Source organism: Pseudomonas protegens CHA0, assembly GCF_000397205.1.
Classification (GTDB): Bacteria; Pseudomonadota; Gammaproteobacteria; order Pseudomonadales; family Pseudomonadaceae; genus Aquipseudomonas; species Aquipseudomonas protegens.
This window is the reverse complement of the sequence record NC_021237.1, coordinates 2,848,615-2,870,964: the sequence shown is the minus strand read 5'-3', so window position 1 is coordinate 2,870,964 and position 22,350 is coordinate 2,848,615. Positions and strand designations below refer to the sequence as shown.

Annotated in this window: 18 protein-coding genes; 9 read left to right on the top strand and 9 right to left on the bottom strand. The window is 64.1% G+C overall.

Annotation, left to right across the window (positions count from 1 at the left end; all coding sequences use genetic code 11):
* Positions 1 to 95: 95 nt before the first annotated feature.
* The 4 genes from PFLCHA0_RS13075 to PFLCHA0_RS13060 form a co-directional block, all read right to left on the bottom strand.
* Entirely contained in the window at positions 96 to 1,064 is a 969-nt protein-coding gene (locus PFLCHA0_RS13075) for an aliphatic sulfonate ABC transporter substrate-binding protein (RefSeq protein WP_015635282.1), read from the bottom strand.
* 259 nt (positions 1,065 to 1,323) lie between these two features.
* Positions 1,324 to 1,875 carry a hypothetical protein gene (locus PFLCHA0_RS13070; RefSeq protein ID WP_015635281.1) on the bottom strand — a complete coding sequence of 184 codons (552 nt, stop codon included), beginning with the start codon at positions 1,873 to 1,875 and terminating at the stop codon, positions 1,324 to 1,326.
* Between the two features lie 270 nt (positions 1,876 to 2,145).
* Complete coding sequence (locus PFLCHA0_RS13065) at positions 2,146 to 3,423, bottom strand: Zn-dependent hydrolase (protein ID WP_015635280.1); 1,278 nt, start codon at positions 3,421 to 3,423, stop codon at positions 2,146 to 2,148.
* 225 nt (positions 3,424 to 3,648) lie between these two features.
* Positions 3,649 to 5,136: an NCS1 family nucleobase:cation symporter-1 gene (locus tag PFLCHA0_RS13060; RefSeq protein WP_015635279.1), complete on the bottom strand. Its 1,488-nt coding sequence runs from the start codon at positions 5,134 to 5,136 to the stop codon at positions 3,649 to 3,651.
* Positions 5,137 to 5,758: 622 nt separating this feature from the next.
* Here PFLCHA0_RS13060 and hydA point away from each other — a divergent pair.
* From hydA to preA, 3 genes are all read left to right on the top strand, one after another.
* Positions 5,759 to 7,198 carry a dihydropyrimidinase gene (hydA, locus tag PFLCHA0_RS13055; RefSeq protein WP_015635278.1) on the top strand — a complete coding sequence of 480 codons (1,440 nt, stop codon included), beginning with the start codon at positions 5,759 to 5,761 and terminating at the stop codon, positions 7,196 to 7,198.
* Positions 7,199 to 7,374: 176 nt separating this feature from the next.
* A complete protein-coding gene (locus tag PFLCHA0_RS13050; protein ID WP_015635277.1) occupies positions 7,375 to 8,742 on the top strand; it encodes an NAD(P)-dependent oxidoreductase in 1,368 nt (455 codons plus the stop codon).
* Complete coding sequence (preA, locus tag PFLCHA0_RS13045) at positions 8,743 to 10,017, top strand: NAD-dependent dihydropyrimidine dehydrogenase subunit PreA (RefSeq protein WP_011060842.1); 1,275 nt, start codon at positions 8,743 to 8,745, stop codon at positions 10,015 to 10,017.
* Positions 10,018 to 10,286: 269 nt separating this feature from the next.
* Here the strand turns inward: preA and PFLCHA0_RS13040 are convergent, their stop codons facing one another.
* Positions 10,287 to 10,907, bottom strand: coding sequence for a TetR/AcrR family transcriptional regulator (locus PFLCHA0_RS13040; RefSeq protein ID WP_011060841.1), 621 nt, complete (start codon positions 10,905 to 10,907; stop codon positions 10,287 to 10,289).
* A gap of 264 nt (positions 10,908 to 11,171) precedes the next feature.
* On the opposite strand from PFLCHA0_RS13040, the gene PFLCHA0_RS13035 reads away from it, so the two are divergent.
* The 3 genes from PFLCHA0_RS13035 to copD are packed head-to-tail and all read left to right on the top strand — an operon-like array spanning position 11,172 to position 12,883.
* A complete protein-coding gene (locus PFLCHA0_RS13035; protein ID WP_011060840.1) occupies positions 11,172 to 11,606 on the top strand; it encodes a GNAT family N-acetyltransferase in 435 nt (144 codons plus the stop codon).
* A gap of 29 nt (positions 11,607 to 11,635) precedes the next feature.
* Positions 11,636 to 12,004 carry a copper homeostasis periplasmic binding protein CopC gene (gene copC, locus PFLCHA0_RS13030; protein ID WP_011060839.1) on the top strand — a complete coding sequence of 123 codons (369 nt, stop codon included), beginning with the start codon at positions 11,636 to 11,638 and terminating at the stop codon, positions 12,002 to 12,004.
* Between the two features lie 3 nt (positions 12,005 to 12,007).
* The gene (gene copD / locus PFLCHA0_RS13025; protein ID WP_015635275.1) at positions 12,008 to 12,883 is read left to right on the top strand and encodes a copper homeostasis membrane protein CopD; all 876 of its coding nucleotides are present in this window, start codon (positions 12,008 to 12,010) and stop codon (positions 12,881 to 12,883) included.
* A 344-nt stretch (positions 12,884 to 13,227) separates the two neighbouring features.
* Here the strand turns inward: copD and PFLCHA0_RS13020 are convergent, their stop codons facing one another.
* Positions 13,228 to 14,352 (bottom strand): HlyD family secretion protein, encoded by a 1,125-nt coding sequence (locus PFLCHA0_RS13020; RefSeq protein ID WP_015635274.1) that lies wholly within the window; start codon positions 14,350 to 14,352, stop codon positions 13,228 to 13,230.
* A complete protein-coding gene (locus PFLCHA0_RS13015) occupies positions 14,349 to 16,010 on the bottom strand; it encodes an MFS transporter (protein ID WP_011060836.1) in 1,662 nt (553 codons plus the stop codon). The genes PFLCHA0_RS13020 and PFLCHA0_RS13015 overlap by 4 nt, the downstream gene beginning before the upstream one ends.
* A gap of 208 nt (positions 16,011 to 16,218) precedes the next feature.
* On the opposite strand from PFLCHA0_RS13015, the gene dapF reads away from it, so the two are divergent.
* Positions 16,219 to 17,013, top strand: a complete 795-nt coding sequence (gene dapF, locus PFLCHA0_RS13010) for a diaminopimelate epimerase (RefSeq protein WP_015635273.1) — start codon at positions 16,219 to 16,221, stop codon at positions 17,011 to 17,013.
* Between the two features lie 15 nt (positions 17,014 to 17,028).
* Here dapF and PFLCHA0_RS13005 read toward each other — a convergent pair whose 3' ends face one another.
* On the bottom strand, positions 17,029 to 18,513 hold the full coding sequence (locus PFLCHA0_RS13005; RefSeq protein ID WP_015635272.1) for a DASS family sodium-coupled anion symporter: 1,485 nt from the start codon (positions 18,511 to 18,513) through the stop codon (positions 17,029 to 17,031).
* A gap of 119 nt (positions 18,514 to 18,632) precedes the next feature.
* On the opposite strand from PFLCHA0_RS13005, the gene PFLCHA0_RS13000 reads away from it, so the two are divergent.
* A complete protein-coding gene (locus tag PFLCHA0_RS13000; protein WP_374046132.1) occupies positions 18,633 to 20,381 on the top strand; it encodes a methyl-accepting chemotaxis protein in 1,749 nt (582 codons plus the stop codon).
* Positions 20,382 to 20,498: 117 nt separating this feature from the next.
* Positions 20,499 to 21,695: an HD-GYP domain-containing protein gene (locus tag PFLCHA0_RS12995; protein ID WP_015635270.1), complete on the top strand. Its 1,197-nt coding sequence runs from the start codon at positions 20,499 to 20,501 to the stop codon at positions 21,693 to 21,695.
* Between the two features lie 3 nt (positions 21,696 to 21,698).
* On the opposite strand, the gene bkdR is transcribed toward PFLCHA0_RS12995, so the two are convergent.
* Entirely contained in the window at positions 21,699 to 22,187 is a 489-nt protein-coding gene (gene bkdR, locus PFLCHA0_RS12990; RefSeq protein WP_011060831.1) for a Bkd operon transcriptional regulator BkdR, read from the bottom strand.
* Positions 22,188 to 22,350: the final 163 nt, after the last annotated feature.

The window sequence follows — 22,350 nt, the reverse complement described above, 5'->3', positions numbered from 1 at the left end:
GGGCGCGGGATGGCGTAACCGGCGGTGAACAAGAAAAAGGGGGGCCTGTTCGCCGGCAAGCCGGCTCCTACAAGCGAAAGCGACCTAACGACCCACTACAAGGATTTGGGGCTCCACAACTGCACGGCCCGGGCATCCACTGGCTTGGGCAACAGCTTTTCCTGGTAGAAGGCATCGGCGATTTTCTGCTGCTCGCCCAGGGCGTCGGGCTTGACCGCTTCCACCTTGTAAGTGCGGCGGCTGTTGGCCAGTTCCACCGTCGGCACGTCCAGGTTGCCCCACAGCGGGCCCAGCAGTTTTGCCGCCTCGGCCGGGTGCGCCTTGACCCAGGTGCCGGTCTTCTGCAGCTCGGCGAACACTTGCTGCAGCACCTCGGGATGGGCCTTGGCGTAGTCGTTGGAAGCCAGGTAGTAACGGCGATAGCTGGCCAGCCCCTGGCCGTCGTGCAGCACCCGCGCGCCCTGCTGGCGCTGGGCGCTGGCGACAAAGGGTTCCCAGGTGACCCAGGCATCGACCTTGGCGGTTTCCAGCGCCGCGCGGCCATCGGCCGGGGTCAGGTACACCGGCTGGATATCGGCGAAGCTCAAGCCCGCTTCGCGCAAGGCGGCGATCAGCAGGTAGTGGCTGCCGGCGGCCTTGGTCACGGCGATGCGCTTGCCCTTGAGGTCGGCCAGGGATTTGAGCGGCGAATCCTTGGGGATGACGATGGACTGAGCGGCGGGCGACGGGGTTTCCGTGGCGAAATAGGTCAGCTTGGCCCCAGCGGCCTGGGCGAAGACCGGCACCGTGTCGGCGACATCGGCGCTGATATCGACATTGCCCACATTCAGCGATTCCGCCAACGGCAGGCCGCTGGTGAACTCGTGCCAGGTGATGTTGACGCCCTGCCCCGCCAGCTGTTTTTCCAGGGTGCCCTGGGCCTTGAGCAAGGCCAGCAGGGTCGAGGATTTCTGGTAGCCGATGCGCAGGTCGGTATCGGCCTGGGCATTGAGGGCCATGCCCAGCGCCAGGCCGGCCAGGGCGGTGATCGACAAGCTACGACGCAAAGCAAAGGGCAGGCGCATGGGGGCGAACCTTCTGGGAGACAGGAAAGTCGCTAAAAGCTAATCGATCTAACAAATCTAAAATAAATACTTTTTAGGAATTAGCTTAGGTTCGGCTGGCAGCTCTATCTCGGCCCTGCCCCCTACGCCCGTGCCGGGCGTGCGCAGCCTGCGGCAGCGGCTACAAAAACCCAGCTCACCACAGACCCTGTAGCCGCTGCCGAGCCCGCGAGGCTGCGAAAGGTCGGGCCGCGTTCGGTACGCAGGGCCTTGCTTTTGGCTACCGACCGCACGGTGTCGAACCGCCGAACTTTGTAGCCCGCAGGCAGAAGAAACTGTCCTTTTTCAGGGTCATCGGCGCCACTGCGCAGGGCAGCAAGGCCTGGTTGACCTCGATCGACAGCTGTTCGCCCTGCAACTCGCGCGGGCCCAGGTCGATGATGCACAGGCCTTCGCCGCTACGCCGCGAGAAGCCAACTGCCTGAATGGGCCGGTTGTCCAGCTTCAGCAGCAGAGGGTTTTGCGCAGGCGAAGCACATGCCATCAGGCTGGGGTGACTGGCCCTGATCCATACATGGCCGTCATCGTCCGACGCGGAAAACAACGGGATGAAGAACAGCGATAAAAGTTGATGGGAGGCGTGGGTCTCCACGTTCACATAGAGTGGGCTGCCCCCGCAGGCCAGCTGGAACGCCGTGCCTTTGTCGAAACCGACAACGCTTGCGTCTTGCCAGCCGCCCGGACTGTCGGCCTTCCAGTCGTGGCCCCATTTGTAATCGATACAACCGCCCAGGCTCAGAGCCAGGGCCAGGCAGAGCACCATCCTGTGCATATTCGGCATCCCATGGGAAAAGTTCGCCAGTGTACGCCAGGCAAAGCCCACCACGATGCCCCTTGCAGGAACTGGCTTGCCAGCGAAGGCGTCGGCATTGGCGATGCATGTCTTGCCGGCCTCTTCGCCGGCAAGCCGGCTCCTACGGGAATGGTGGTGTGGGCGGATTCGTGGAAACACCACAAGCCCCCTGTAGGCGCTGGCTTGCCAGCGAAGGCGTCGGCACCGGCGACGTACATCTGAGGGGCCTCTTCGCCGGCAAGCCGGCTCCTACGCTTGGCGCTGGGCGATGGCCTGGGAGGCGGCGAGCATGGCGCGCAGCAGCACCGCGCAGCCGGCGGCGAGGTCGTCGGGGTCGGCGTTCTCGATTTCGTTGTGGCTGATGCCACCTTCGCAAGGCACGAAGATCATCCCCGCCGGGCCCAGCTCGGCGACGAAGATCGCGTCATGCCCGGCACCGCTGACGATGTCCATGTGGGACAACCCCAAACCCTGCGCGGCGCCGCGCACCGCATCGACGCACACCGGGTCGAAGTACAGCGGCGGAAAGTCCGCGGTGGGGGTCAGTTCGAAGCTCAGGCCGTGTTCTTCGCAGGTGTTGTCGATCACCTGGCGCACCTCGGCAATCATCGAGTCCAGGCGCGCCGGCTCCAGGTGGCGGAAGTCCAGGGTCATGCGCACCTCGCCCGGAATCACGTTGCGCGAACCCGGGTAGGCTTGCAGGCAGCCAACGGTGCCGCAGGCGTGAGGCTGGTGGCCGAGGGCGGCGCGATTGACCGCCGCCACCACGGCGGCGGCGCCCACCAGGGCGTCCTTGCGCAGGTGCATGGGGGTCGGGCCGGCATGGGCTTCGACGCCCCGCAGCTTGAGGTCGAACCACTTCTGCCCCAGGGCGCCGAGCACCACGCCTATGGTCTTGCGCTCATCTTCCAGGATCGGGCCTTGCTCGATGTGCGCCTCGAAATAGGCGCCCACCGGATGCCCGCTGACCGGGCGCGTGCCGGCGTAGCCGATGGCGTTCAGGGCCTCGCCGACGCTGATGCCATCGACGTCGGTCTTGGCCAGGGTGTCTTGCAGGGTGAATTTTTCGGCGAACACCCCGGAGCCCATCATGCACGGCGGAAAACGCGAGCCCTCTTCGTTGGTCCACACCACCACTTCCAGGGGCGCTTCGGTTTCCAGCTTGAGGTCGTTGAGGGTGCGCAGCACTTCCAGCCCGGCCAATACGCCGAAACAGCCGTCGAACTTGCCGCCGGTAGGCTGGGTGTCGATATGGCTGCCGGTCATCACCGGCGGCAGGTGCGGATTGCGCCCGGGGCGGCGGGCGAAGATGTTGCCGATGCCGTCCACGGTGACGGTGCAACCGGCCTCCTCGCACCACTTCACGAACAGGTCGCGGGCCTGGCGGTCGAGGTCGGTCAGGGCCAGGCGACAGACCCCGCCCTTGACCGTGGCGCCGAGCTTGGCCAGCGCCATGAGCGACTGCCACAGGCGGTCGCGGTTGATGTGCTGATGGCTGGATTGCAGAACCTCGACGGCAGCGTTCATGGTGATCTCCTCAGGCGTTTCTTCTGGTTTTGTCGGGGGATGCGTGGCGCAACGCCCGGGATAACGGCCTAGCAAAAACCTGCTCTTGCCCAGGAGTCGGCCGGGCGGCGTACCGCTTGCCGGCGAAGGGGCCCGCAAGATGTGCGTCGCCCGTGCCGACGCCTTCGCTGGCAAGCCAGCTCCTACGGGACGGGGGTGGTGCCCGCGAGCACGCTGGCTGGGTGTTCATGTTGGGGTCTTGGCGGTCGCCACCTGGGGGCTGCGCCAGCTGCACAGGCCGTAGTAGATCATCCCGCCCAGGGCCGAGCCGGTGAACCAGCCGTAGCTGTAGAACCAGTTGAAGGCGCTGCTGCCCAGGGACATCAGGGTCAGGGCCACCGGTACGCCGAAGGCGATGAAACCGTGCCAGTTCCACGCCGGGTAGACGTCGTCGCGGTACAGGCCGGCCAGGTCCAGGCGCTGTTTCTTGATGATGAAATAGTCCACCACCATGATCCCGGCAATCGGCCCCAGCAGGCTGGAATAACCCAGCAGCCAGTTGGAATACACCGTCTCCAGGCTGACGTCGGAAATCAGCAGGCCGAGTTTTTTCAGCAACTCGTGGCCCATCAGCGCCAGCCCCACCAGGCCGGTGAGGATCACCGCGGTGGTGCGGCCGATCAGCTTGGGCGCCAGGTTCTGGAAGTCGTTGGTGGGCGAGACGATGTTGGCCGCGGTGTTGGTGGACAAGGTGGCGATGATGATCAACGCCATGGCCAGGGCCACCCAGCCCGGGCTCTGGATGTGGCCGATCAGGCTCACCGGATCGGAGACGGTGACCCCCACCAGTTTCACCGAGGCGGCAGTCATCACCACCCCCAGGGCGGCGAACAGGAACATGGTCAGCGGCAGGCCGAAGATCTGCCCGAGGATCTGGTCCTTCTGGCTTTTCGCGTAGCGGCTGAAGTCGGGAATGTTCAGCGACAAGGTGGCCCAGAAACCCACCATCGCCGTGAGCCCGGCCATGAAGTAGCCGGTGACGCTGGCGCCTTCGGGGCGCTTGGGCGGGATCGCCAACAGCTCAGTCAGCGACACGCTGGGCAAGGCCCACACCAGCAGGCCGATGCCCACCGCCACCAGCAGCGGCGCGGACAGGGTTTCCAGCCACTTGATCGACTCGGCGCCGCGCAGCACCACCCACAGGTTGAGGGTCCAGAAGATCATGAAGCCGATCACCTCGCCGGTGCCGCCCAGGGCCTTCCAGCCCTCGAAGATCGAGCCCAGGAACAGGTGGATCGCCAGCCCGCCGAACATCGTCTGGATGCCGAACCAGCCGCAGGCCACCAGGGCGCGGATCAGGCACGGCACGTTGGAGCCGATGATGCCGAACGAGGAGCGCAGCAGCACCGGGAACGGAATGCCGTACTTGGTGCCGGCAAAGGCGTTGAGGGTCAGGGGAATCAGCACCACGATATTGGCCAGCAGGATCGCCAGCAGCGCCTCGCCGACACTGAGGCCGAAGTAGGCGGTGAGCACCCCACCCAGGGTGTAGGTGGGCACGCAGATCGACATGCCGATCCACAGTGCGGTGATGTGCCATTTGTTCCAGGTGCGCTCCTGGACCTGGGTCGGTGCGATGTCGTGGTTGTAACGGGGGCTGTCGAGTACGTCGCTGCCGGCGTCCAGCTCGTACAAGCCGGCGCGCTCGGTCACCTGGGATCTGATCTGTTGCATGGCCGCTCCACTGTTGTTCTGATTATTTTGCTCATCAGGCCGGCGCACCAAGGGACAGCGCGCCGGACGATGGCCGGAGAACTTACGACTTCCACCCTCCGGCACATCGACCTGCGGCGGCACTCAATAAAGATGCCAAGTACTTGCGCGGTCGTTGCTGCACGGTTGGCGGAATCCATGTAAACAACTGATGTCATTGGGTTTTATGCAAGAAACTTTCAAGCCCCTGGTTAGTTGCCAATCCACTCAGGCCGGGTGTTTGGCAAGTTGTCCATTCGATCAGGACCCAAAGCAGTGCACGGTTATTTTTCTAGTTATTTCCCGGTCTTCCCAGCGCCTCCTCAAGCAGCTGATTTGACATAGGAAATCTCGACTATTTTTCGATCCTGTCAAGTGCGTCAAAATGGTGAGAGGCTGCACCATTTTGCAGATTTGAACTTTTAATCGTTATATTTCAACAAGTTATATTGAATATAAGCTTATAAAAAATATTCTTGCTGTTTCTTTGAAGTGCGACTAGCTTCTAATCCTGTCACCGCTGACAGGATTGTTTAAGTTGTCAGTGCGTTCAATAAAAAAGTTAGAACCGACAGCAGTCGGTCATGCCTGCGAGGAACTCGGAATGTCTCTGTTGATCCGTGGCGCCACCGTTATTACCCATGATGAAAGTTATAAAGCCGATGTGCTCTGCGCAGACGGTCTAATTCGCGCCATCGGCAACAATCTGGATATTCCCGTCGGTTGCGAAGTGCTCGATGGCAGCGGCCAATACTTGATGCCCGGCGGCATCGACCCCCATACCCACATGCAACTGCCCTTCATGGGCACCGTGGCCAGCGAAGACTTCTTCAGCGGCACGGCGGCGGGCCTGGCGGGGGGCACCACCTCGATCATCGACTTCGTGATTCCCAACCCCCAGCAGTCGTTGCTGGAGGCCTTCCAGCAGTGGCGCGGCTGGGCGGAAAAATCCGCCAGCGACTACGGCTTCCACGTGGCCATTACCTGGTGGAGCGAGCAGGTGCGCGAGGAAATGGCCGAGCTGGTGCAGCACCACGGCATCAACAGCTTCAAGCACTTCATGGCCTACAAGAACGCCATCATGGCCGCCGACGACACCCTGGTGGCGAGCTTCGAGCGCTGCCTGGAATTGGGGGCGGTACCCACGGTGCACGCGGAAAACGGCGAGCTGGTCTATCACCTGCAACGCAAGCTGCTGGCCCAGGGCATTACCGGGCCGGAAGCCCACCCGTTGTCGCGGCCTTCGCAAGTCGAAGGCGAAGCCGCCAGCCGGGCGATCCGCATCGCCGAGACCCTGGGTACGCCGCTGTACCTGGTGCACGTCTCGACCCAGGAAGCCCTGGACGAAATCAGCTACGCCCGGGGCAAGGGCCAGCCGGTCTACGGTGAAGTGCTGGCCGGGCACCTGCTGCTGGACGACAGCGTGTACCGCGCTCCGGATTGGCAAACCGCCGCCGGCTACGTGATGAGCCCACCCTTCCGTCCACGCGGCCATCAGGAGGCGTTGTGGCGCGGCCTGCAGTCGGGCAACCTGCACACCACCGCCACCGACCACTGCTGCTTCTGCGCCGAGCAGAAAGCCGCCGGCCGCGACGACTTCAGCAAGATCCCCAACGGCACCGCCGGTATCGAAGACCGCATGGCGGTGCTGTGGGATGAAGGGGTCAATAGCGGACGCCTGTCGATGCAGGAATTCGTCGCCCTAACCTCCACCAACACCGCGAAGATCTTCAACCTCTACCCGCGCAAGGGCGCGATCCGCGTCGGCGCCGATGCCGACCTGGTGCTCTGGGACCCACAAGGCAGCCGCACCATCTCTGCCAAGACCCACCACCAGCAAGTGGACTTCAACATCTTCGAAGGCAAGACCGTGCGCGGCGTGCCCAGCCACACCATCAGCCAGGGCAAGCTGGTGTGGGCCGACGGCGACCTGCGGGCCGAACGCGGTGCCGGGCGCTACATCGAGCGCCCGGCCTACCCGGCGGTGTTCGACCTCTTGAGCAAGCGCGCCGAGCGGCACAAACCGAGCGCCGTCAAACGCTGACCCCACTCCTCCCCCATCGCAGGAGCTGGCTTGTGTAGGAGCTGGCCTGCCAGCGAAGGTGTCCTCAAGGGCACCACCAGGCCCAAGGCCCTGTTCGCCGGCAAGCCGGCTCCTACGTGGAGTTGGAAAACATGCCCATCAGAGGCAGCCGCTAAAAAAACCGTGAGGCCAAAACCGTGATCAAGACCTTGAACCACTTGCCCCACCCGACCCTGGACAACGCCACCCTGGCCGGCCACTTCAGCGACCTGGCGCCGCCGCTCAACGCCCGCCAGGCCCACCTGGAAGCTTCGCGCTGCCTGTATTGCTACGACGCGCCCTGCGTCAACGCCTGCCCCAGCGAGATCGACATTCCTTCGTTCATCCGCAATATCCACACCGACAACGTCCAGGGTGCGGCGCAGAAGATTCTCTCGGCCAACATCCTCGGCGGCAGCTGCGCCCGGGTCTGCCCCACGGAAATCCTCTGCCAGCAGGCCTGCGTGCGCAACAACGCCCAGGAGTGCGCGCCGGTGCTGATCGGCCTGTTGCAGCGCTATGCCCTGGACAACGCGCACTTCACCCAGCACCCGTTCCAGCGCGCCGCGCCCACCGGCAAGCGCATTGCCGTGGTCGGCGCCGGCCCGGCGGGTTTGTCCTGCGCCCACCGCTGCGCCCTGCACGGCCACGAGGTGGTGATTTTCGAAGCCCGGGACAAGGCTGGCGGCCTCAACGAATACGGGATCGCCAAGTACAAGCTGGTGGATGACTTCGCTCAGCGGGAGCTGGAGTTTCTACTGGGCGTTGGCGGCATCGAGATCCGCCACGGGCACAAACTCGGCGCCAACCTGAGCCTGACCGAGCTGCACCAGCAGTTCGACGCGGTGTTCCTCGGCCTCGGGCTGGCCGCCAGCAAGCAACTGGGGCTGGAGCATGAAGACGCCCCCGGGCTGCTGGCCGCCACCGACTACATTCGCGAATTGCGCCAGGCCGACGACCTCAGCCAACTGCCCCTGGCCGAGCGCTGCATCGTGCTCGGCGCTGGCAATACCGCCATCGACATGGCGGTGCAGATGGCGCGCCTGGGTGCCAGTGACGTCAATCTGGTGTACCGCCGGGGCGTCGAGGACATGGGCGCCACCGAGCATGAACAGGACATCGCCAAGGCCAATCAGGTGCGCCTGCTGACCTGGGCCGCGCCGCAACAGGTGCTGCTGGATGACCAGGGCCGGGTGCGCGGCATGCGCTTCGCCCGTACCCGCATGGTGGAAGGCCGCCTGCAAACCACCGGCGACACCTTCGAACTGGCCGCCGATGCGATCTTCAAGGCCATCGGCCAGAGCTTCGACGCTACAGCCCTGAGCGACCCGCTGGCCCGGGAGCTGCAACGCAGCGGCGAACGTATCCAGGTGGACGAACACCTGCGCACCAGCATTCCCGGAGTCTACGCCGGCGGCGACTGCGTCAGCCTCGGCCAGGACCTCACCGTGCAGGCGGTACAACACGGCAAGCTGGCCGCAGAAGCCATGCATGCTCAACTCATGCTCAATGTGGAGGCGGCATAAATGGCCGATCTGTCGATTGTCTTCGCTGGTATCAAGGCGCCCAACCCGTTCTGGCTGGCCTCCGCGCCGCCCACCGACAAGGCCTACAACGTGGTCCGCGCGTTCGAGGCCGGCTGGGGCGGTGTGGTCTGGAAAACCCTGGGTGAAGACCCGGCGGCGGTCAACGTGTCGTCGCGCTACTCGGCGCACTTCGGGCCCAACCGCGAGGTCATGGGGATCAACAACATCGAGCTGATCACCGACCGCTCCCTGGAGATCAACCTCAAGGAAATCACCCAGGTGAAGAAGGACTGGCCGGATCGGGCGCTGATCGTCTCGCTGATGGTGCCCTGCGTCGAAGAGTCGTGGAAAGCCATCCTGCCGCTGGTGGAAGCCACCGGTGCCGACGGCATCGAACTGAACTTCGGCTGCCCCCACGGCATGCCGGAACGGGGCATGGGCGCGGCGGTGGGCCAGGTGCCGGAGTATGTCGAGCAGGTGACCCGCTGGTGCAAGACCTACTGCTCGCTGCCGGTGATCGTCAAGCTGACGCCGAACATCACCGACATTCGCATGGCCGCCCGCGCCGCCCATCGTGGCGGGGCGGACGCGGTGTCGCTGATCAACACCATCAACTCCATCACCAGCGTCGACCTGGAGCGCATGGTGGCCCACCCGATGGTGGGCAGCCAGAGCACCCACGGCGGTTATTGCGGCTCGGCGGTCAAGCCGATCGCCCTGAACATGGTCGCGGAAATTGCCCGCGATCCGCAGACCCGCGGCCTGCCGATCTGTGGCATCGGCGGCATCGGCAGCTGGCGCGATGCGGCGGAGTTCGTCGCCCTGGGCTGCGGTGCGGTGCAGGTGTGCACGGCGGCGATGCTGCATGGCTTTCGCATCGTCGAGGAAATGAAGGATGGGCTGTCGCGGTGGATGGACAGCCAGGGCTATCGCAGCCTGCAGGACTTCTCCGGGCGCGCGGTGGGCAACACCACCGACTGGAAGTACCTGGACATCAACTACCAGGTGATCGCCAGGATCGACCAGCAGGCCTGCATTGGCTGCGGCCGCTGCCATATCGCCTGCGAAGACACCTCGCACCAGGCGATTGCCAGCCTCCGGCAAGCCGACGGCAGCCATGTATATGAAGTGATCGACGACGAATGCGTGGGCTGCAACCTGTGCCAGATCACCTGCCCGGTGCAGGACTGCATCGAGATGGTGCCCCAGGACACGGGCAAACCGTTCCTCGACTGGCTGCACGACCCGCGCAACCCCTACCGCGAAGCTGTTTGAGAGAGAGGCCTGCTCTTGCCGGCGAAGGTGGTCTTGCGGGCCTCTTCGTTGGCAAGCCAGCTCCTACGGCTGGCAGAAATATCGCGGGAGGTTCTGTAGGAGCCGGCTTGCCGGCGAAGGTGGTCTTGCGGGCCTCTTCGCTGGCAGCCAGCTCCTACGGCTGGCAGGAATATCGCGGGAGGTTCTGTAGGAGCCGGCTTGCCGGCGAAGGCGGTCTTGCGGGCCCCTTCGCTGGCAAGCCAGCTCCTACGGGAAGCGGCGATGCAGGTTCAGGGTTCCAGGCCGATGCCGCGCAGGATGACGCTGGTGACGGTCTGCACCGCCCGTTCAAATTGCAAATCCGATAAAGGTTGATGGTCGTTGAGGATCATCACTTGATGATCGAAGTCGGCATAGTGCTGGGTCGAGGCCCAGATCATGTACAGCAGGCTCGACGGCTCCACCGGCAGGATCCGCCCGTCCTCCACCCACTGGCGGATCTTCGCTTCCTTCATCTTCGCCCAGTCGTACAGGCTGGCATCCAGGGTCTCGCCCAGGGTCGGGGCGCCGTGCATGATTTCGTTGGCCCAGACCTTGGAGCCATAGGGCCGGCTGCGTGAATGCTGCATCTTGGCGCGGATGTAGCTGCTGAGCACCACCCGCGGGTCATCGAACATCTCGAAGCACAATGCGTCCTGTTTCCACACATCCAGCAGGTCCAGGAGCACAGCGCTGTACAGCTCGTTCTTGGTGCTGAAGTAGTAATGCAGGTTGGAGCGCGGCAGTTGCACTTCTTCGGCGATGTCGGCCATGGCGGTGCCGGCATAGCCCTTTTCAGCGAAGATTTTCTCGGCCCCCAGGAGGATCTTTTCCACGTTGCTGCGACGAATCTCGATCTTGTGATTGCCCATGAGGGCTCCTACGAAAACAGTCTGGGGCAAGACTAGCATCCGCCCGCCCGCTGCGGGGAGCTGTCAAGCCTGCGACATCGCCGGCCTGCGTCGGTCTTTCACCACCCGGCCATATTGGGTAGGATCGGCCTCCCGCTCATTTGCAGCAGCCACTGCGGTGCTCCGTCCAGGCGTTAATTCGCGACACGGGCATACAGGTCTCTGCCCGAATGCCGGCCCTGCACCATCGCCGGCCATCTGTCCTGTTACCGATGGAACATGCTCATGAAGATTCGCCCTCGCGTCGCTGCGGACGACGCCCTGCTGACCGCGCTCTGGGAGCGTTCGGTCCGCGCCACCCATGACTTTATCGCTGAAGACGATATCCAGCGCCTGTACCCGCTGGTACGCGACAGCTACCTGCCGGCCCTTGAGGCCTGGGTCTGGGAGAACCCCGACGCCAGCCCCGGCGGTTTTATCGCCACCAGCGACGACACGGTACAAATGCTGTTCATCGAACCGGCCCAACGGGGCCAGGGCATCGGTCGAAAGCTCCTGGATCACGTACGCCGTCCCGGCCTCAAGGTCGACGTCAACGAACAGAACCCCCAGGCCCATGGTTTCTACCGTCGCTACGGCTTCGTCGACTGCGGTCGTTCGGAAACCGACGGTGAAGGCCGGCCGTTTCCGATCATTCACATGCAGTTGCAAGACCAATGAGCCCCATTCTCTTTAAAGGTAAACCTGCCATGTCCCTGAAAAACCTCTTCACCACCACCGCCCTGCTGACCTCCCTGCTGGCCGCCAGTTCAGTGTTCGCCCACGCCCACCTGAAAAGCTCGACCCCGGCGGCCCAAGGCAGTGTCAGCGCGCCCAGCGAGCTGCGTCTTGTATTCACCGAAGGCGTGGAAGCGGCCTTCACCCAGGTCAAGCTGAGCAAGGACGGCGCCCCGGTGGAGGTCAAAAGCGTCGCCACCGAAGGCGCGGACAAGAAGACCCTGGTGGTCACCCCGGCCGCCACGCCGCTGCGCGCCGGCGAGTACAAGGTGGAATGGCACGCCGTGTCGGTGGATACCCACAAGAGCGAAGGCAGCTACAGCTTCAAGGTGAGCCAGTAATCCATGGCGTCATGGCTGGTGCTGTGCCGCTTCGTGCACTTTGCGGTGGTGTTGACCCTGGTGGGCGCCTGGGTGTTTCGCCCGCTGTTGCTGGGCCGAGATTCCGCGCAGAGCGGCCATGGCGCCGTGTATCGACAGCTCGATCGACTCAGCCGCTGGTTGACGCTGATCGGCCTGGGCAGCGGCCTGTGCTGGCTGCTGCTGATCACCGCCAGCATGGCCGGCTCCTGGTCGGCAGCGCTGGACCCGGCGACCGTGCAGTTGGTGCTGGGCAAGACCTTCTTCGGCCAGGTCTGGACCTGGCACCTGCTGCTCAACCTGCTGTTGCTGGGGCTGCTGCTGACCCCGCTGGGCCGGCGCCTGCCACTGCAACTGGGCCTGGGCGCCCTGCTCCTGGCAACCCTGGCTCCGGTGGGCCACGGTGCCATGCTCGATGGGTTGGCGGGGCAGATGCTGATCCTCAATCAGATCGTGCATTTAAGCTGCGTCGCCATCTGGTTGGGGGGCTTGCTGGTGTTGTTGCTGGTGTTGCGGCAACCCGCTGGGCTGTCTGTCGAGCCCTTGTTAAAGCGCTTCAGCGGCGTGGGTTATGGGCTGGTAACCGGCTTGCTGCTAACCGGCCTGATCAACGTGCGGGTGCTCACCGGGCAATGGTGGCCGACTCCATTGTTCAATGGTTTTGCCCTGATACTGCTGATCAAGGTGCTGCTGGTGGCGGGGATGCTGGGGCTGGCGCTGTTCAACCGCCTGCGAATCCGCGGTTGCGACCAGCGCCTGTCGAGCCTGAGCAACAGCGTGCAGGTGGAATGGCTGCTGGGTGTGGCCGCAGTGGCGGCGGTCTCGTTGCTGGGCACCTTGCCGCCGATGCAGGCGGTCTAAACCTCAGCCTGTAGGAGCTGGCTTGCCAGCGAAAGCGTCGGCAGCATCGCTGCAAATCTTACGGACCGCTTCACCGGCAAGCCGGCTCCTACGAAAAGCATCGGACGCGGGTAAAACACAGACCCGTTGTAGGAGCTGACTTGCCAGCGAAGGCGTTGCAGCATCGGTGCAAATCTTGCCGGCCTCTGCGCCGGCAAGCCGGCTCCTACGAAAAGCATCGGACGCGGGTAAAACACAGACCCGTTGTAGGAGCTGGCTTGCCAGCGAAGGCGTTTGCAGCATCGGTGCAAATCTTGCCGGCCTCTTCGCCGGCAAGCCGGCTCCTACGTGAGGTGCTGTGTCGGCTATTGGCTGGTATCAATGCTGACCACCACCGACAATCCCGGGCGCAGGCGTTCAAGCTCTGGCTGGTCCGGGTCGACGGTGATCCGCACCGGCACCCGCTGGGCAATCTTGACGAAGTTGCCGGTGGCATTGTCGGCCTGCAGCAAGGCGAACTCGGAACCGGTGGCCGGGGAGATCCGTTGCACCTTGCCGCTGAATTTGCGGTGGTTCAGGGCGTCCACGGTAAAGTTCACCGGCTGCCCGACCCGGACGTTGTCCATCTGGGTTTCCTTCATGTTGGCAATCACCCACAGCTGGTTCGGCACCAGGGCCATGAGCTGGGCGCCGGAGTTGACGTAGGCCCCCAGGCGCACGCCGATCTGCCCCAGCTGGCCGTCCCGCGGGGCGAGGATGCGGGTGTTGGACAGGTCGATCCGCGCCAGTTCCACCGCGGCTTCGGCGCTGGCCACCGCCGCTTCCAGGGAGCCGCGGTTGACGATCACGGTCTGCAGGTCCTGGCGGGCTATTTCCAGTTGCGCCTGGGCCTGGGCCACGGCGGCCACGGTCTGGGCATTGGCCGCGCGGGTCACGTCCAGTTCACGCCGGGACACCGAGCCGTCGGCAATCAGTGCTTCGTTGCGTTGCAGGTCGGCTGCGCTCTTGCGCGCCTGGGCCTGGCTGTCGGCCAGGGCCGCCTGGCGCAGCTTGATGGTGGCTTCGGCGCTGTTGCGCTGTTGCAGGGCATTGGCCAGGGCCGCCTTCTGCACCGCCAGTTGCGCCAGGGACTGGTCCAGGCGCTGCTGGTAGATACGGTCGTCAAGGCGCACCAGCAGGTCGCCGGCCTTGACCTGCTGGAAGTCCTGCACCGGCACTTCGAACACGTAGCCACTGAGCTGCGGGCCGATGATGGTCACCTGCCCCCGCACCAGGGCGTTCTCGGTGCTTTCGATGGCGCTGGAGAAGGGTGGCAGTTGCCACGCGTAGAGCACGATCAGCACACCAACGATGGCGATGGCGGCAAAGCCCAGGGACGAGATGATGCGCACCGCCAGCGGCCGTGGCTCGGTGGCCGGCATGGTCGGCGGGCCGCTGGGCTCGGGAGTCGAGGCAATGGCGTTGGTGGTGGGGTTGACGGTTTCGCTCATGAAGAAGAGGCACCACTTTGTTGAACGGGAGCCGGGGCGGCAGGCGCGACCGCTTGGGTCGTGCTCATCAGCCACAGGCTGCGAATGAATATCCAGATCATGGTCAGTACCGCAATCACCGCGATCAGCATGAATACATCGTTATAGGCCAGTACGTTGGCTTCGCGCGTGGCCGCGGTGGCCAGGCTGCGTATGCCTTGCAGGGTGCGCAGGTCCGGGTCGGCGATGACCTTGCCGTAGGCCGCCCCGCCGCTCTGTACCCGGGCCAGGACCTGGGGATCGAGCAGGGTCAACTGCTCGACGATATGGCTGGAATGGTACTTCTCGCGCACGATCTGGAAGGTCCCGAGCAAGGCCGAGCCGATCAGCCCGCCGAGGTTCTGGCAGATGCCGAACAGCACCGAGAAGCTCACCAGGTTGCGCGGGTTGGTCAGCACGTTGCGGGTGCCCAGGACCATGGTCGGGCCAAGAAAGAACGTACCGCCGAAGGCCAGCAGGAACTGGCTGAAGTACATGTTGGCCGGGCGCGTGAGGTTGCTCGAAAAGCTGTCCATTACCGACCCCACGGCCATCAGCGCCAGGGAAATGACCAGTGGCATCAGCAGGTGCGCCGGGTTGATGGTCAGGGCGCTGGTGGCCAGCCCGGCAATGCTGCCCAGCAGCATCACCCCATAGAGCATGCGCATCTGCTGGCTGCTCATGTTCAGCGCCTGGAGAAAGCCTACGGCGCCGGTGGACTGTTCCGACAGCACCATGCGAATCAGTATCACTGCCAGGGCCAGGCGGATTATCGCCCCGCTGCCCAGCCAGCGGGTCATCAGCATCGGGTTGCTGCGGTTATGTTCGATGCACAGCCCCGCCATGATCAGCAGGATCGAGGCGGCGCTGGCGTAGCCGATCCACGGCGCCTCCAGCCACCAGTCGATGCGCCCCAGGGACAGCACCGCGCACAGCAGGGCCACGCCAGTGGCCAATAGGGCAAAGGTCAGGAAATCGAGTTTCTCGAAGGTACGGAAGCGATCCCCCGGCGGCAGCTTGAGCATGAACACGCAGCCCAGGGAGGTCAGCGCCAGGCCCAGTTCGAACAGGTACAGGCCGCGCCATTCGGCGATCTGCAGCAGGTCCTCGGAAAACAGCCGGGCCAGGGGCAAGGCCAGTTGCGAGGCGCCCAGCCCCAGCACCAGGGCCTTGAGCCGCCACTTCGCCGGGAAGGCCTGGACCATGTAGTACAGGCCCAGGGAGCTCAGCGCCGCGCCGACCATGCCGTGGGCCGCCCGCACGGCGATGGCCGAGCTCAGGTCGTTGACGAACAGGTGGCCGAAGGTCACCAGGGCGTAGAGCACCAGGAACACTTCGGTGAAGGCGCGCAGGCCGAACTGCTGGCGAAACTTCACCAGCAACAGGTTCATCGACACGTTGGTCATCACGTAGGCGGCCGGCAGCCAGGCCATTTCCGCGGTGGTCGCCCCCAGCGCCCCCTGCAGGTACGGCAGGTTGGCGATCACCAACGAGTTGCCCAGGCCACCGGTGATGGCCACCAGCAAGCCCACCAGCGCATAGGCCAGGCGCTTGTGGGTGGGGTGCAACGGTGTCGAGGGGGAGCCGGGCAAGCTGGGCTTTTCGTGGGGCTGCCAGTTGCGCGGGGCGTAGTGATCCATGCCATGACCTTGTGCTGTGCCGGCCGCTGTTGCGGCGGTCGGCGATATTCCCGGTGGTCCGGCAGTGTGCCGGAAAATCCCGCCGCCCAGGCAATGCCCGGGCTTGCAGGATGAATTTTATTTTAAGGCGCTGGCGTCGGTGGCTTTTTTTCGGAATCCTGCATGCGCTGGCCCCCGCCCTTCCCTGCCCTCGCCTGTTGGAGCCCGAATGCCCCTGAACTTTGTGAAGATGCACGCCAATAGTGACGACTTCGTGCTGATCGATGCCCGTGGCCGCACCAACCCGATCACCCGCGAGCTGGCCAGGGCCCTGGGGGACCGCCGGCGTGGCATCGGTTTCAATCAGTTGGTGGTGCTCGGCGATTGCAGCGACAGCGCGGCGCAACTGACCTTCTTCAACGCCGATGGTTCCAGCCTGGACACCTGCGGCAGTGCCACCCGGGGCGCCGCCGACCTGCTGATGCAGGAAAGCGGCGTCACCTCGGTGCAGGTGAAAACCGCCCGCGGCCTGCAGCAATGCCTGCGCCTTGAGGATCGGTCGGTGTCGGTGGAAATGGGCCTGCCTTCGTTCGACTGGCAGTCCATCCCCCTGGTCCGAGAGCTGGACAGCCTGCACCTGCCACTGCCGGGAACACCGGCGGCGTGCAGCATGGGCAACCCCCATTGCAGTTTTTTCGTCGACGACCTGGCACCGCTAGACATTGCCACGCTGGGCCCACAGATCGAGAGCGACCCGCTGTTTCCACACAAGACCAATGTGCATTTCATTCAGGTGATCGACCGCCAGACCATCCGCCTGCGCATCTGGGAGCGCAATGGCGCCATCCCCCTGGGTTCCGGCTCCTGCTCCTGCGCAGCGGCAGTCAACGGCATCCGCCGCGGCCTGCTGGACAGCCCGGTGCGGGTGCTGTGCGATGGCGGGCCGGTGACGGTGAGCTGGGACGGCCAAGGCAAGGTGCGCCTGGCCGGCAGCGTGACCCGGGTGTTCAGCGGGTCACTGTGAAGGGATTTACTTTTCCTACATCCAGCCCAGCCATTTCCACCAGGTCATGGCGAACACCAGCATCAGCAGGTAGCCGATCAGCGTCACCAGCAGCCCGACCTTGGCGAACTGCCGGGCATTGAAGGTCTCGGTACCCAGGCAGACCATGTTCTGCGGCGCGTTGATCGGCAGGATGAAGCCGTAGCTGACCACAAAGCCCAGGAGCATGGTCATGCCCAGGCGGCTGAACTCACCCGGCAGGGTCTGCAGCACGGCGATCAGGATCGGCAGCAAGGCCGAGGTCAGCGCCGTGGCGCTGGCGAACCCCAGGTGGATGAGGATCAGGAACGCCGCGAGAATCGTGAACACCGCCAGCGGCCCCACCTGGTCCAGGCCGGTATGGGCCACTACCTGGCTCCCCAGCCACTGCCCGGCCTGGGTGCTGAGCAGCGCCGAACCGAGGCTGATGCCGACCCCGAAGACGATCACCGTGCCCCAGGGAATGCGCGACTGCACATCCTTCCAGGTCATGATGCCGATCCGCGGCAGCAGCAGTATCACCAGCCCGGCGTAGGTGGTGGTCGTGGTGTCGAAGGGGTGCAGCTTGCCTTCGGTGGACCAGGCCAAAAGCAGCAGCACCGATACCGCCAGCAGGCGTTTCTGCGGCCCGGTCATGGGGCCGATGTCCGCCAGGGACTGGGCCACCGCTTCCTTGCCGCCAGGGATGCTGTCGGTTTCCGGCGGCAGCAGTTTCAGCACCAGCCACAGCAGCACCAAAGACATGATCACCGCCCAGGGCGCGCCGGCGATCAGCCAGTCGAGCCAGGCCACGCGCTGGCCGAGCATCTTGTCCATGAAGCCCACGGTCAGCAGGTTCTGCGCCGCGGCGGTCTGGATGCCGACGTTCCAGATGCTGGTGCCCTGGGCCACGACGATCATCAGCCCGGCGGCGATATTGGAGCGCTTGTCGACGCCGAACGCGGCAATCACCCCCATCATGATCGGCACCACACAGGCACTGCGGGCCGTGGCGCTGGGCACCAGCAGGCTGAGGAGGATGGTCACGGCAATAGCGCCGATGAGGATGCGCCGGGTGCTGGTGCCGACCCGGGTCAGGGTCACCAGGGCGATGCGCCGGTCGAGGCCGGTGTGGGTCATGGCCGCGGCGATGAACAAGGCACCGGCCACCAGGGCCAGGGCCGAATTGGAAAACCCGGTGAGGGCCAGGCCGATGGCCGCCGAGCTGCCATAGAGCTGGCTCGGGTCCTGCAGGGTCGGCGCGGTGCCGATGAGGAAGGCCATCAAGGCGGTGATCATGATCGCGCTGGCCTCGTAGGACACCGCCTCGCTGATCCACACCACCACGGCAAAGGCCAGGATCGCCAGCATCCGGTGCCCCGCCACCGGCAGGTCGGCGGGCAGTGGCAACAGCAGCACGGCAACCATTGCCAGCACGGCGATCAGCAATCCAATCGGTAATACAGCCTTGGCCGTGGGCGCCGTTGTCAGAGGCGTAGTCATGGGCCTTTTCCTTTGCAATTGGAGAGGCGCCCAGCTTGCTACAAAACCGCCAAAAGCGCGTTGATGAAGGTCAAGCTACCCGGCTGCCTGCCTTGGCTCTGCCGCTGGATGGAAGCCCCATGCACGCAGAGAAATATTTTTTTACATCTCTACAGATTTTTCATCTCTTTGGAGTCACAGTGCTATCAAGGCGACAAGGAGTCGAAAAAAATTGGCGGTATCACTCCAACCTGCAAGGTGCCTTTATGGTGACAAGAAACATGAAACTGACTTCCAGGGCGCTACTGAGTTTCGGCGCTATCTGTGTACTGCTGATTGGTCTGGGAGGGCTGGCACTGTGGAAAATGGGACAGATTCACGACGCGGCACTGGATCTGCAAACCAACTGGCTGCCCAGCGTCAGGCAAGCCACGAAAATCGAATCCGGCACCTTGCGCGTGCGCCTGGAAGCACTGCACTACGCCACTGAGAACGATGCCCAGAAAGCCGCTTCCCTGGACAAGCTGGGCACCCTGAAGGCCAGCCTGGCCCAGGCCATCAAGGATTACGAACCGCTGGTTTCCAGCGCCGAGGAAAAAACCACCTTTGATCAGGTCAAGCGCGGCGCCCAGGACTACCTGGACAAGCTGGCGGTGCTGATCGAGAGCAGCAAGACCAACACTGCGCAACAGACCAGCGACTACATCAACCAGGTCACCGTGCCCCTGGCCAATACACTGCAGTCCGCCATCGAGGCACTGATCGCCATCAACGAAAACGGCGCCGAGCACTCCGCCAACCAGGCAGGCCAACAGTTCGACACCGGCCTGACCCTGACCTCGGTGATCATCGTCCTGGCGATTGTCCTGACGATCCTCATCGCCACCCTGTTCACCCGCAGCATCATCCGCCCGGTGCTGTCGCTGCTGGCCACCACCCAGAAGATCGCCGAGGGCGACTTGCGGGCCCAGGTGGACGTCAGCGGCCAGGACGAGCTGACCGACCTGCAGAAATCCACCCAGGCCATGCTCGACAGCCTGAAATCCACCATCCGCCACATCGCCGATTCGTCCACCCAACTGGCTTCCGCGGCCGAGGAAATGAGCGCCATCACCCGCGAGTCCAACGCCGGCATCCAGCAACAGAGCATGGAGACCGACCAGGCCGCCACCGCGGTCAATGAAATGACCGCTGCGGTGGAGGAAGTGGCACGCAACGCGGTGTCCGCCTCGCAATCCACCCAGGCCTCCGAGCGCTCGGCCGGGCTGGGCAAGGAGCGGGTCGAGCAGACCATCCACTCCATCGAGAAACTCACCGGCACCGTGGAACACACCCGGCTGGAAATGGCCGGCCTGGCCCAGCAGGCCCAGGACATCACCAAGGTCCTGGATGTAATCCGCGCCATTGCCGAGCAGACCAACCTGCTGGCCCTGAACGCCGCGATCGAGGCCGCCCGGGCCGGGGAACAGGGCCGCGGCTTCGCCGTGGTGGCCGATGAAGTGCGGGCCCTGGCCCACCGTACCCAGCTCTCGACCCAGGAAATCGAGCAGATGATCCAGGGCATCCAGAGCGGTTCGAGCAAGGCTATGCTGTCTATGCAGCAAAGCAGCGAGGACGCCAGCCAGACCCTGGCCATCGCCCACGAGGCCGGCGCCGCCATCGGTCATATCACCCAGGCCATCAGCGAAATCAACGAACGCAACCTGATGATCGCCACCGCCTCGGAGGAACAGGCCCAGGTGGCACGCTCGGTGGACCAGAACCTGATGAGCATCCGCGACCTGTCGCTGCAAAGCTCGTCCGCCGCCAGCCAGACTTCCATCGCCAGCAGTGAACTGTCGTCACTGGCGGTCAGTCTGAACAAACTGGTGGCACGCTTCTCCCTCTGACCGGGCGCGACCGGTCAAGCGGTTCAGGATAAGTAACGGCAAGGAGCGTTATCGATCAGCCAGCCCGGGCTGCCTCTTGGCGCCCGGGCCGGTCTGAATCAGGTGGGGGGCTCGACCGTGCTCAAACTCATTTCCGTGCAGCAGTTGCAGATGGGCATGTATATCCACCAGTTCTGCGGTTCGTGGCTGGACCATTCGTTCTGGAAAGCCGGCTTCGTGCTCAATAGCCACGCCGACCTGCAGCGCCTGCGCCAGTCCAATGTCAGCAGCCTGTGGATCGACTCGGACAAGGGCCTGGACCTGCCGGCGAACCCACAGCCCAGCGCGCCGGCCGCCCAGCCGCCGCTCAAGGGCGAGGCCCCGCTGCGGGTCGAGCGGGCCGAGGAAATCCAGCGTGCGCTGAAGATCTGCGCCCACTCCAAGAAGGCGGTGATGCAGATGTTCCAGGAGGTGCGCATGGGCCAGGCCATCGAGCTGGTCCAGGTGGACGAGCTGGTGCACAACATCTCCAGCTCGCTGCTGCGCCACCCCGACGTGCTGATCAGCCTGGCCCGGCTCAAGACCGCCGACGACTACACCTACATGCACTCGGTGGCGGTCTGCGCGCTGATGGTGGCGGTGGCCCGGCAACTGGAGCTGCCGGTGGAGCAGGTGCACCAGGCCGGAGTCGCCGGGCTGCTGCATGACATCGGCAAGCTGACCATCCCCGACAGCATCCTCAACAAACCGGAAAAACTCTCCGCCGACGAGTTCGAGCGGATCAAGCTGCACCCTGCCGCCGGTGGTGCCATCCTGCGCCAGAACCCGCAGCTGGACGCGCTGGTGCTGGATGTGTGCCTGCACCATCACGAAAAGATCGACGGCAGCGGCTACCCGCACCACCTGGCGGGGGAGCAGATCAGTCTGTTCGCACAGATGGGTGCGGTCTGCGACGTGTATGACGCCGTGACCTCGACCCGCCCCTACAACCGGGGCTGGGACCCGGCCGAAGCCTTGCAGCGCATGTCCGGCTGGACCGGGCATTTCGGCCCGCGGGTGTTGCAGGCCCTGGTCAAGTGCGTGGGCATCTACCCGGTGGGTTCCCTGGTGCGCCTGAACAGCGGCAAGCTGGCTGTGGTCCTGGAGCAGAACAGCGAGTCGCTGCTGCTGCCCAAGGTCAAGGTGTTCTTTTCCACACGCTCGAAGATGCCCCTGCCGCAACGGGTGCTGGACCTTTCACGGCTGCAGGGCGAGGAACACATCGTCGCCCGGGAAGCGCAAGAGGCCTGGGACTTCAAGCAACTGCAACAGCTGTGGAGCGAAGTCCCGGCCTGAACCTCAGGTGCCCAGGGTCAGGCCGTTGGCCGGCAAGGGCAGCGCGGTCTTGTAGCGCACCTGCTTGAGGGCGAAGCTGGAACGGATATTGGCCACCCCGGGGACCTTGGTCAGGAAGTCCATCATGAAGCGTTCCAGGGACTGGATGCTGGGCACCAGCACCCGGATCAGATAGTCCGGATCACCGGCCATCAGGTAGCACTCCATCACCTCCGGGCGGTCGGCGATGGCCTCCTCGAAGTGCTGCAAGGCCTCTTCCACCTGCTTCTCCAGGCTGACGTGGATGAACACATTGACGTGCAACCCCAACAGGTCGGCATCCAGCAGGGTCACCTGCTCGCGGATCAGCCCCAGCTCCTCCATGGCCTTGACCCGGTTGAAGCACGGGGTGGGCGAAAGATTCACCGAGCGGGCGAGGTCAGCGTTGGTGATGCGGGCATTCTCCTGAAGACTGTTGAGAATGCCGATATCGGTACGGTCCAGTTTGCGCATGAGACAAAACAACCTGTTTTTTATGTTTATGCAGATTTTTTATCTGCAAATACCGTCCAGCGCAATGAAACAGAGATAAATATTCTTCTACGCCCGGCCTATGATGTTTGTAGGACAAGATTTCTCTTACCCAGGGAATGACTGTCAGCTAGCGCGCCCAATT